Consider the following 11,863-nt stretch of genomic DNA (forward strand, 5'->3'; position numbering starts at 1 on the left):
ACTTGTCCGGTGAGCCAAACCCCCGATCTCAAGCCCCGCAGTCGCGACGTCACCGACGGCCTGGAGAAGGCCGCAGCCCGCGGGATGCTCCGCGCGGTAGGCATGGGCGACGAGGACTTCGCCAAGCCGCAGATCGGGGTGGCGTCGTCGTGGAACGAGATCACTCCGTGCAACCTGTCGCTGCAGCGGCTCGCGCAGGCCGCCAAGGAGGGCGTGCACGCCGCCGGCGGTTATCCGATGGAGTTCGGCACGATCTCGGTGTCCGACGGCATCTCGATGGGCCATGAGGGCATGCACTTCTCGTTGGTGTCGCGCGAGGTGATCGCCGACAGCGTCGAGACGGTCATGATGGCCGAGCGCCTCGACGGCTCGGTGCTGCTGGCGGGTTGCGACAAGTCGCTGCCCGGCATGCTGATGGCCGCCGCGCGACTGGATCTGGCCGCGGTGTTCCTCTACGCGGGTTCGATCCTGCCGGGTCGGGCCAAGCTGTCCGACGGGACCGAGATGGACGTGACGATCATCGACGCGTTCGAGGCTGTCGGCGCGTGCGCGCGCGGGCTGATGTCGCGCGAGGACGTCGACACCATCGAGCGGGCGATCTGTCCGGGCGAAGGCGCCTGCGGCGGCATGTTCACCGCCAACACGATGGCGTCCGCGGCCGAGGCGCTGGGGATGTCGCTGCCGGGCAGCGCGGCACCGCCTGCGACCGATCGGCGCCGCGACGGCTACGCCCGCCGCAGTGGCGAGGCGGTCGTGGAGCTGCTTCGCCGCGGGATCACCGCCCGCGACATCCTGACCAAGGAAGCCTTCGAGAACGCGATCGCGGTCGTGATGGCGTTCGGCGGATCCACCAACGCGGTGCTGCACCTGATGGCGATCGCCCACGAGGCGAACGTGAAGCTGGATCTGGCGGACTTCACCCGCATCGGCGCCAAGGTGCCGCACCTGGCCGACGTCAAGCCGTTCGGCAAGCACGTGATGTTCGATGTCGACCGCATCGGCGGTGTGCCGGTGGTCATGAAAGCACTGTTGGACGCCGGCCTCTTACACGGTGACGTCATGACGGTCACCGGTGAGACCATGGCCGCCAACCTCGCCCACATCGCGCCGCCGGACCCGGACGGCAAAGTCCTTCGCGCGCTGAGCAATCCGATTCACCCGACCGGCGGCATCACGATCCTTCACGGATCGCTCGCGCCGGAGGGCGCCGTGGTCAAGTCGGCCGGCTTCGACTCCGACGTCTTCGAGGGCACCGCACGGGTTTTCGACGGCGAGCGCGCGGCGATGGATGCGTTGGAGGACGGGACGATCGTGGCCAACGACGTCGTCGTCATCCGCTACGAGGGCCCCAAGGGCGGCCCCGGCATGCGCGAGATGCTGGCGATCACCGGCGCGATCAAGGGTGCCGGCCTCGGCAAGGACGTGCTGTTGATGACCGACGGCCGGTTCTCCGGTGGCACCACCGGCCTGTGCGTCGGGCACATCGCGCCGGAGGCGGTCGACGGTGGTCCCATCGCGTTCGTCCAAGACGGTGACCGGATTCGTCTCGACGTCGGCAAGGGCACGCTGGACGTCCTGGTCGATGAGGCCGAATTCGAGTCGCGCAAAGCGGGATTCACCCCGCCCGCGCCGAAGTACACCACCGGTGTGCTGGCCAAGTACCGCAAGCTGGTCGGCTCGGCGGCGAGCGGCGCGGTCTGCGGCTAGTTCGCCGCATGCTCGGCGATTTTGCAATAGTTCGAACTCGTCGGGTGGGTGGGTGTGCTGTTCGCCAACGCGATAGCACCAATGATATCGCGTTGGCGAACAATCACATAGTGGCCTCCGGGGCGGGAGCGCCCGCACCTAGCTTGCCCGCTTGGACCCGCCCACGCCCTTCTTGGCCGAGGGCTTCGGCGCTGAAGCCTTCTTGCTCGACGTCGAACTCGACTTCTTCGACGGCTTGCCGGACTTGGCACTCGGCGAGGGTACGGCCGCCAACGCCGGCGCCGCGGCTGCCGTCACCGAGGGCTCTGGCACGGGCACAGGCGTCGTTGTGGGCTTGCCGCTCAACACATCCCGGAATCCGGTGAACAGCGCCTTGACCACGTCCCCGGGGACCGCGGCCCACTCCTGCGGCGTCAGCGTCGCCCGCGACAGGAACGGAACGTATTGGGACGACTGGTCATACGTGCGGTTGTAGGTGCCACCCTCACTCGGTGTCTGCACGTCGGTGTAACCGATGTTGACCAGAATCGACAACGCCGGCTGCAGCGCGTCAGCAAGCGGCGTGCCCAGCGTGATCGGGATCTTCGCCGCCTTGAACACCGCATTGAGGATGCGCGACGGCAGTCGCAGCGGTTCCAGCAGCGGCAGATCGGTGGGCACCAGTGTGCTGTACGTCGTGCTGGGGGTACCCAGGGTCAGCAGCGCGATGAGATTGCCCTCGATCGTGTTGATGCTGGTGCCCTTCAACTCCGCGCCGCCGAGCAGGTAGGTCGGCAGCACGCTCGCCATGACGGAGTTGACCAGCGAGAACGGGTTCAGCGTCTCCGGGAAGTCCGACAACATGTCGTAGCCGAGGGCGACGTTGACGAACGCGCCGTTGAATCGGATGCCGAGGCTCGATCCGGAGCCGGCGTTGGGACTGACCGGATTCATCCCGAACAGGTTGAAGATCGGGGCGAATCGCGAATACAGGCCGCCGTTCGGTGTCTCGGGGTTGCGCACCAACGCAATCGGCAGGTTGGTCACGTTGGTGCCCTGGACACAGGTGATGCCCGACGAACACGGTTGGCCGGTGATCGAACTGACCTTGCCCGCGGCGACCAGCGGATCGTATCCCGGCAGAGTGTTGCCGTTGGCGCTGGACAGCAATGCCTGATAGGTCTGGAGCGCAGCGGGAACGCCTGTGCCCGAGGCGATCAGCAGCGGACCGGTGGGACTGCTGGCCAGGATGTTCGGCCGGGTCGCGGTGCCGAGGACGAACCCGCCGAACGGCTCCGCGTTCAGCAGGTTGTTCAGTCCGACCGGGTCGGCTTTCTGCCAGTCGAAGGCCAGCGTGATGGATCCGACGACGGGGATGTTGTCGAAGGTGTAGCTGTCCACTCCGAGCTGATTGATCAGCCACAGCAGCGGCCCGGTCGTGGTGGTGTCGAGGGTCAGGGCGTTTGCGGCAGGCGCCACGGGTTCGGCGACCGTGCCCATCGTCATGGCCACCGCGGTGGCGGCGGCCGCGCCCAGCAGCGCGGTCTTCCTTGTTCCGGCCGTCACTCCCTGCCGGATCTTCTTTGAAAACGCCGCAGCTACCATCTGAAACCCCCGATCGCCGCCCCCACGAGGCTGTTTTGCGAACATAACCCCTCAGGTCGGCGGCGGTGGGGATTTGGCAATCTCTGTTGCCAGAGGTGACAGCGGTCAGGTTTCAGCGAACTCCGCGTAAATTCTCGGCAGGAAGCTCGCCAGGTGGTTCATCTCCTGCGCGCAGTGCACCAACAGATCCCGGGGCTCCGGCAGCTGGTGTGCGGCGATCGGCCGGATCACCGAATCGGCCAGGCGGTTGCCGCGGCGCACCCCGATGTACGGACCGCCCATCCAGAACCGCGATCGCATCTCCGCGCCGCCCGGCACAGCACGGACGTGGTGGATGAACCAGCCGATGTCGACCGGCACCTCGCTGGAGCCCAGCCGCGCGCACACCGCGACGTCCGCGCCCAGCCGGGCCGGGTCCAGACCCAGCGCGGACGGTTCGAGGAACGCGATGGCCGCCTTGGCATAGGCCGAGCCGAGGTATTCCTCGATGATCGAGGTCCGTCCGACGTAGTCGCCGTCGGGTCCGCTGTCGCCCCAATGCGCCGAGGCATGCGCACGCGGATGCCACAACTTGTAGCGGCTGGACTCGCTGCCGTGCCAGCCGAACCACCAGTCCCACATCGCCGGCGTGACGCCGGGCATGTCGGTGCGGATCGCGACGTGGAATCCGCCGCCGCGCAGCACACCGTAGCCGTTCTCGGTCTGTTGATATCCCTCATCGAGAAGCGTTGCAGCCGAGTCGAACCCGAGCATCGTCTGGTCGGCCTGCGGGCCGTGTTCGAGTGCGACGACGGCATGGCGGGGCAGCTCGGCCATCTGCGGGTCGAAGTACTTGCCCCACGCGGTGTCGCCGTCACCGGGGCGGTAACCCAGGTACGTCTCCGCCATCAGAGTCGTCCCATCCAGCTGTGGAATCGGCCGTCCGGGTCATATTGCGCTCGCACCCTATCCAGCCTGGCCATGTTCTCGTCGGTGACGAACTTGGCGGGACGGCGTCCCAGGTTCTCGTCGGCCAGCTGAATGCCGGTCGCCAGCGGTGCCATTGCCGCCATGTTGGATCGTGGCCAGTCGCTGTACTTTTCGTCGTCTTTGTCGTCCATCCAGCCGGCGTACAGCGCCAGGTAGATCTCGCTTTCCAAGCTGTAGGCCATGTCCTGGCGCTGCGGCGACGGACCCCAGTTCAGCCACAGGAAGTGCGCGGGGTGTGGCGGCAGGGTGTCCAGGATGCGGTGGATGCCCGGCATCAACTCGGCGGCCGAGGCGTTGGTCCACATGTTGTCGGCGGTGTAGCGGTGGTCCTCCAGATAGTTGCTCATCACCGCGGTGTACCAATCCGGCAGGCCCATCGGCGCATACGGCACGGCGATCAGCGCCTTGTCGACGACCGGGCATCGGTCGAGCAGTCCGAACGCTTCTTTTGCCTCCGCTTCGGTGTCGGCGAACGCCGGGGAGGCCATCACGATCGCCGGCCGGTCGATGCCCGCGTTGGGGACGCTGCGGGTGGCGACGATCTGCAACTCGACGCGACGGTCCACTTCCGCGGAAATGCCTCGGGCCCAGGTGAATATCTCGTCGGCGAGTTCGATGGGATAGGCGTAGAAGCTGCTGCCCAGCACCGCCGGTTTCGGGTAGAGCTTGAGGTGAAACGCGGTGACGACGGCGAAGAACCCCGGTCCGGCGCCTCGGGCGGCCCAGTACAGGTCGGGGTGATGCTCGGCGTCGATGTAGATCTTGTCGCCGTCGGCGGTCACCACGTCCAGCCCGATCACGCTTTCGCAGGCCGGCCCGACCACCCGGCTGTTCCAGCCGTAGCCGCCCTGCAGCAGATAGCCGCCGATGCACACGCCCTTGCAGTGCCCGGCGGGAAAGAACAGTCCGACCGCATCGAGCTCGGCGGCCAGGGCACTGCCGCCCTTGCCCGGGCCTGCGACCGCTGTCATCGCGTCGGCGTCGATGCTGGTCTGATCGACCCGGCTCATGTCGAGCAGCACCGCGCCGTCGCGCAGATGGCTGGCCGCCCAGCTGTGGCCGCCGGACTTGATGCTGACCTGCTTGTTGTTGGCCTTCGCGTAGCGCAGGGCTGCGACGACGTCGTCAGCGTCGACCGCCTGGACGATGACGTCCGGGTAGCGGTCGGGCACCCGCTGGTTCCACACCGTCGCCCGGCGTGCGCTCTCGTAGCCGTCGTCGCTGAAGAAGTAATGCCGACCCTCAGGAAGTGACCCCACCAAAGCCTCCTATGGTTCACATAGCGAATCGCTATGATCCGTATTGCGGCACATTACCGCTGCGATCACGCCGACGGAAGGGATGTCAGTTGACTGACGCGAAAATTTCTATGGTCGGCGGCGGGCGCCCTTCCTCGACCCGGGACGACGGCATTCAGGTACTGCGGCGCGCCGCGGCCGCGCTCGACGAAATCGCCACCGCCCCGGGCCGGCTGCGCTTGGTCGACCTGCACAGCCGGTTGGGGCTGGCCAAGTCGACCACGCGGCGACTCCTCGTCGGTCTCGTCGAGGTGGGGTTCGCCGCGGTGGACGACGACGGCCGCATCGTCCTCGGGGATCGCCTGCTCGGGCTGGTCAACGCCGACGCCGCCCACATCACGTCCGCATTCCGGTCCACGCTGGAGCGGGTGGCCGAGGCCACCGGTGAAACTGTCGACCTCTCGGTGTATCGCGGCGGCCAGATGCTGTTCATTGACCAGATCGAGTCCCCGCACCGGTTACGCGCGGTCTCGGCGATCGGCGGACGATTCACCCTGTGCGACACGGCCAATGGCAAGGCCGTGCTGGCGTTGTTGGGCGATGACGACGTCGAGCAGGTGCTCGCCGCCCTTGAGCAGGGCCACGCCGACCGGGTGCGCGCCGAAATCCGGACCATCCGCACCGACCGGGTGGCGTTCGACCGCGACGAGCACACCGACGGCATCTCGGCCGCGGGGATCGCGGGCCGCGCGGCCGGCGGCAACATCGTCGCGATCTCGGTGCCCGCCCCCACCGTGCGGTTCAACGCCAACTCCGGCCGCATCGTCGCCGCCCTGCACGAGGCTTTGAAGTCACCGGCCTGGACGGGCTGAAAGCAAATCTGACCATCCGGTTGGTTGGGCTTGCCACCGGGGTCGGTCGCAGAGCACAGTGGCAGTCATGAGCGACGCTTGCGGAGCGAATCAACAGCCGACATCTGGGACCCGAGCCTGCGAGGGGGCCAGATGAGCCGCACCGCTTTGCGAATCTGCCCGTTCTGCGAGGCCACCTGCGGGATGGTCCTCACGATCGACGACAACGACCGGGTCAGTGCCGCCCGGGGTGATCGTGACGACGTGTTCAGCCATGGCTTCATCTGCCCCAAGGGCGCCAGCTTCCCCGAGTTGGACAACGATCCGGACCGGCTGCAGAAGCCCCTGGTGCGCCGCGACGGTGAACTGGTCGAGACGTCGTGGGCGGACGCCTTCGCCGCGGCGGCCGAGGGACTGCAGCGCGTCATCGCCGACACCGGCGGCTCGTCGGTCGCGGTGTACCTGGGCAACCCGAACGCGCACACCATCGCCGGGTCGCTCTACGGGCCGGTCGTGATCAAGTCGCTGGGCACCCGGCAGGTGTATTCGGCCAGCACGCTGGACCAGATGCCCAAGCACGTGTCCTGCGGCTACCTGTTCGGCAATCCGCTGGCGTTCACCCTGCCCGACCTCGACCGCACCGACTATCTCGTCGTGATGGGCGCAAACCCGTTGGTGTCCAACGGTTCTCTGGCCACCGCCGCTGACTTCCCGGGCAAGCTCAAGGCATTGCGCCGTCGCGGCGGCACCCTGGTCGTGATCGATCCCAACCGGACCCGCACCGCCGAACTGGCCGACCGTCACATCGCGCCCCGGCCCGGCACCGACGCCGCACTGCTGTTCGCGGTCGCCCAAGTGCTCTTCGACGAGGACCTGGTCGATCTGGGCAGGCTGGCCGGGCACGTCTCCGGGCTGGAGCGGGTGCGGGCGGCGGCACAGGACTTCCCGCCGGAGGCGGTGGCCGAGCATTGCGGAGTCGACGCCGACGAAATCCGAACGCTGGCACGCGAACTCGCTGCGGCCCCGAGTGCGGCGGTCTACGGCCGCATCGGCACCTCGACGGTCGGGTTCGGCACGCTGACCAGCTGGCTGGTCGACGTGGTAAACATCTTGACCGGCAACCTGGACCGCCCGGGCGGAGTGATGTTCGCCAGCTCGCCGATCGCCGGGGCGCCGCGCCCACCGCGCCCGGGCCGGGGATTCGCCACCGGCCGCTGGCGCAGCCGGGTCTCCGGTCACCCGGAGGCACTGTCCGAGCTGCCCGCGGTCGCTCTTGCCGAGGAGATCGAAACCCCCGGCGAGGGACAGGTCAAGGCGATGATCACGATCGCGGGGAACCCGGTGTTGTCGGCGCCGGACGGCGCCCGGCTGTCCGAGGCCCTCGATGGCGTCGGCTTCATGGTGTCGGTGGATCCCTACCTCAACGAGACCACCCGGCACGCCGACGTGATCCTGCCGCCGCCTCCGCCTTCTCGCGCAGCGCATTACGACCTCGCGCTCAGTGGGGCGGCGGTGCGCAACAACGCCAGGTATTCACCGCCGGTACTGCCGCTGCCCGAAGGCAGGCCCGACGAGTGCGAGATCCTGGCGCGGCTGGCGCTGATCGTGCTGGGTATGGGCCCCGACGCCGATCCGGCCCTGGTGGACGAGCAGGTGATCGCGACCACCCTGGGCAAGGAGGTCGCCGACGAGCACTCGCCGGTGGCGGGCCGATCCGTCGAGGAGCTGACCGCGATGCTGCCCGAGGGCCGCGGTTTCGAACGACGGCTGGACATGATGCTGCGGCTGGGCCCGTTCGGGGACGGTTTCGGCGCGAAGCCGGACGGCCTGACCCTGCAGCGACTGAAGGACACCCCGCATGGGGTGGACCTCGGCGCGCTGACCCCGCGGATCCCGGAGATTCTCCGGACGCCTTCGGGCACAATCGAATTGGATCCTGAGCCGATTCTCGCTGACGTCCCGCGGCTGCAGGCCGCGCTGACGTCGGAGCCGGGGTTCCTGCTGATCGGCCGGCGGCACCTGCGGTCCAATAACAGCTGGATGCACAATCTGCCCGCCCTGTCCGGCGGCACCAACCGCTGCACACTGCAGATCCATCCGGACGACGCCGCCCGGCTCGGCCTCGAGGAGATGGCTGTGGTCACCGGTCCGGGCGGGAAACTCGAAGTGCCCGTGGAGATCACCGATGCGATCCGCCCCGGCGTGGTGTCACTGCCGCACGGGTGGGGGCACACCGAACCGGGCACCCGGATGCGGGTGGCGGCCCAGCACCCGGGCGTGAACGTCAACAACCTCAATGACGGCACGCTGCTGGATCCATTGTCGGGCACCGCGGTATTGAACGCGCTACCGGTGGAGGTGGCGCCCGCCGGCTGAACCTCCCGGCGGTCATTTCCTCACGGCGAAGGTGTCAAGGTATCGGCCCCGCTGAGGAACGGCAATGCGTCGGCACTCGTACCAACAAGGGAATGAGCACCGGGTCGGAGTGACTGGCGTAGCGCGCGGAAGGTTCCGCCAACAACCTCCCGAGTTCCTTGGCTTCTGCGCGCACCGCGTCACCAGAGGCCTCGGTGGTTCGCTCGTAAAGCCCTACTAATGTCGTGGTGGCGCGGTTGGGCACTGACCGCGACTGCGGTGCGCTCTCTGCAGTTACACAGATCTCGCCTTAGTCTTTAATGGGGTCCACACGCCGGCGGCGCTGGCGTCAAGTGTGGTCCCGCCCAGTCGAGGCAGGTTCCTCTGGCCCTACGAGAGCGGCAACCTGCGCGTGTGCGGTGGCGGCCCAACTCAATCCGCATCTCCCAACGGCCGACCTGCTTTCGCAACGATTACGCACTATTTTGATTGCTACGCGGAGATATACCCGTAGCTCGCGTCCGGGTTGAGTATTTGCCGGTGCCACAGGAACTTTCGCGGCGCTCGGGTCAGCTTGGCCATGTCAGCAGCCTCGTCGAAGTCATGCTTAATAACCGCGACTTGCGAATCGACGATCTCGCGTGCCTGTGCGGTGCTCAGGCCGTACACAGGCGCAGCGGCAACAACCGCGGCGAATGAACTCTCGCGGGCCCCCTTGCGGTCAAATGCCAGGGCCTGCGACGAGGTCTCACCGGAGCGGATCTGCGGGCACAGGTCATATGCGGGGGTGAGCTCCAAGGCGTGGCCGCCCCAGAACGCGGCGTGGTTGCGCGTGATCGTCGTTGTTGCCGATTGCCACGTTGAATACGATCCGCTCGAACAGCCGTCGGCCGATGGCGGCGTCGGTACCGGTGCGGCGCAGCACATCGAGCAAATCCGGATAGGTGGCGTAGCGGCCCTCCATCTCGTCAAGCCCGAGCATCGTCAACGCCGAGACGATGATTCGCCGGCCGCCGCTTGCCGGGCGGTCGAACCGCTCGATGACGAGCAAATCGCGGCCTAGCGATTCGGTCAGAAACGATCTGTCAGAGCGCACATTTACGATCGCGTCATGCCCAGACTTGGCGGATTCCCAGAGGACCGGCAGACCGGCTCAGAACGCATGCTCGAATCCGTGGCGAGGTCGGGACCCGGTGTAGTTCGGCGAACGTTGCCGCCGGGACCCGAACGTGACGCGCTCCTAACCGAGATTCTGCAGGCGGTCCAAGCAGATGCCGGAGACCTATCCATCTTGGTCGAAGAGCTCCGCGACCTCCTCAAAGGTCGTGATCTGACGCAGCTGATTAACTCGGTTGCGGTGCCCGCCGCGATGGTCACGTTCGCCGACGGAGACAGCCTCGCCGACGGAGACACGACGGCGTCCTGGGCGGCGAAGGTCGAGTATCTAGTAGGCGTCGCACTGTCCATGGATCCCGGCGGCGACGCCGACACCCCACCCGACGTAACAGAGCGGGTGAGGCAACTAATCAGCGACATCTTCGAAACCGATCAGCTGCGCATGCTCACTGACGGTTCGGCACGCGCCGATGCTGACGATCCGGACCGCGCGCATCTGCTGCAGCAGCTGCAGTTGGAGTACCAGGTGGACCGGATGCCCGGCTATGCGGTGCACCTCGAACGGGTCGACACCGAAGTATTCGGGCGGCACCACGACTACTACGTGAAGGGTCTCGGTTTTGATCCTGCGGACGTCGTCCGAGTTACTCGACTCCGTGCCCGTGGGGTGAACGAGGCATTCAAGGCAGCTCTCGAGGCACTGACCGACGCACTGAACGGAAGCGAGCCAGATTCCGCAGCCGGAGAAGCCATACGCAACGGGCTTGCTCCGCCGACCTTGTGGGACCCCAATGACGTGGCGGCCTGCACCGACGTCCCGGTGGAGCAGATCACCGCGATGCTGGACTTCTTCTCGACTGAGTTCGGCTGCCAGCCCGAGTTCCGAACCCCTGGTGATGTAAACCGGGCACGCACTCATCCCTGCATCAAGCTGGACGATGGTAAGTACCTCGTCCCGGACTCGTGGTCATTGTCAGCCGTCCTCCACCAGCGTCTCGCGGTGGAACCGAAACGAAGCGGCTACGACCCGCAGACGTACTACAAGCACCGTCAGGACGCACACGAACGCCTGGTCTGCAGCACGTTGAAAAAGGTATTCACCACCTCGAACGTCTATTCATCGCAGCACTACGCGCTGGCGTCCGGCGACAAGGGCGAGGTCGATGCGCTTGTCTGCGCCGACTGGCCTCTAGTAGTCGAGGCCAAGGCCATCGCACTGACTGAGCGAGGACGACGGGGCTACGCCGATCGGGTCGACAAGAAGCTGGGAGAAATCCTCGTGAAGGCGCTCGACCAGACGGACCGCGCTCTGACCTACCTGCTAGATGAAGGCGGACGGTCTTTCGCGCCCAAACAGGGCGGGCCGCAGGTCTCGCTGCTCCCCGACGATATCGCTGGCGGCACAGCGATCATCGTCACGTTCGAGAGGATAGACCCATTCGCTTCCGGCGGACTGGCGGTAGCCGGCGCCGTCAACCGTCCAACCTGGGTTGTGTCGCTAACGGACCTGCTGATGGTCGCGGATATCCTCTCTGATCCAGCGGCATTCCACCACTACGCGCGGGTGCGTGCGGGTATGCATTCGGCCAACGCATCCGCTGCGTCGGAGGCAGACGCGCTCGGCGCCTATCTGCTCGATCGTCTCCGCATCGTGGACCAATCACGCTCCGAGGAGATGTCGCGCGTTCTCATCGGATACTCCTGCGAGTCGCTCAACGACTTCTACACAAGGCAGGAAATGGCGCTTGAGGCGAACAAGCCCACGGCGGGCGTGCCTGAAGCCGTCACGGGCGCGCTGACCAATGCGGTAGGCCAGCCGGGATGGGTGGTGTGTGTCGACGCTGTGATGACCGCGGGCTTCTCCGTCTGGAAGAAGTGGAACCGGTTCCGCAGCAAGCATCGACTTGGTGGAACCTTCGTACTTACCGACCGAGTGTGCCTCGTCACGCAGCCGAGTGTGGAGGATTCGCTTGAGAAGGTCGACGACGCGATCAGGCTCAAAGTTCCATCCAGACGATGAAAGTATCTGGTTCTCGTGCGGTT

7 protein-coding genes and 1 pseudogene are annotated in these 11,863 nt (G+C 66.6%); 4 read left to right on the forward strand and 4 right to left on the reverse strand.

Annotation, left to right across the window (positions count from 1 at the left end; genetic code table 11):
* Positions 1–9 precede the first annotated feature (9 nt).
* Positions 10–1,707 carry a dihydroxy-acid dehydratase gene (ilvD, locus tag G6N32_RS26760; RefSeq protein WP_115318143.1) on the forward strand — a complete coding sequence of 566 codons (1,698 nt, stop codon included), beginning with the start codon at positions 10–12 and terminating at the stop codon, positions 1,705–1,707.
* Positions 1,708–1,845: 138 nt separating this feature from the next.
* On the opposite strand, the gene G6N32_RS26765 is transcribed toward ilvD, so the two are convergent.
* From G6N32_RS26765 to G6N32_RS26775, 3 genes are all read right to left on the reverse strand, one after another.
* A complete protein-coding gene (locus tag G6N32_RS26765) occupies positions 1,846–3,252 on the reverse strand; it encodes a PE-PPE domain-containing protein (RefSeq protein ID WP_163789479.1) in 1,407 nt (468 codons plus the stop codon).
* Between the two features lie 144 nt (positions 3,253–3,396).
* Positions 3,397–4,182, reverse strand: a complete 786-nt coding sequence (locus tag G6N32_RS26770) for a DAPG hydrolase family protein (RefSeq protein WP_232077840.1) — start codon at positions 4,180–4,182, stop codon at positions 3,397–3,399.
* Entirely contained in the window at positions 4,179–5,519 is a 1,341-nt protein-coding gene (locus G6N32_RS26775; protein WP_115318140.1) for an FAD-binding oxidoreductase, read from the reverse strand. Before G6N32_RS26775 ends, G6N32_RS26770 begins: the two co-directional genes overlap by 4 nt.
* 110 nt (positions 5,520–5,629) lie before the next feature.
* On the opposite strand from G6N32_RS26775, the gene G6N32_RS26780 reads away from it, so the two are divergent.
* Together G6N32_RS26780 and G6N32_RS26785 are read left to right on the forward strand one after the other, a co-directional pair.
* On the forward strand, positions 5,630–6,370 hold the full coding sequence (locus G6N32_RS26780; RefSeq protein ID WP_115318139.1) for an IclR family transcriptional regulator: 741 nt from the start codon (positions 5,630–5,632) through the stop codon (positions 6,368–6,370).
* 132 nt (positions 6,371–6,502) lie between these two features.
* Positions 6,503–8,725, forward strand: coding sequence for a molybdopterin oxidoreductase family protein (locus G6N32_RS26785; protein ID WP_115318138.1), 2,223 nt, complete (start codon positions 6,503–6,505; stop codon positions 8,723–8,725).
* 471 nt (positions 8,726–9,196) lie between these two features.
* Here the strand turns inward: G6N32_RS26785 and G6N32_RS29325 are convergent.
* Positions 9,197–9,800, reverse strand: a pseudogene (locus tag G6N32_RS29325) (type II toxin-antitoxin system HipA family toxin).
* 195 nt (positions 9,801–9,995) lie between these two features.
* On the opposite strand from G6N32_RS29325, the gene G6N32_RS26795 reads away from it, so the two are divergent.
* Complete coding sequence (locus G6N32_RS26795; protein ID WP_232077363.1) at positions 9,996–11,840, forward strand: hypothetical protein; 1,845 nt, start codon at positions 9,996–9,998, stop codon at positions 11,838–11,840.
* The last annotated feature ends 23 nt before the right edge of the window (positions 11,841–11,863 follow it).

The sequence above is a fragment of the Mycolicibacterium aichiense genome, from assembly GCF_010726245.1.
Lineage (GTDB): Bacteria > Actinomycetota > Actinomycetes > Mycobacteriales > Mycobacteriaceae > Mycobacterium > Mycobacterium aichiense.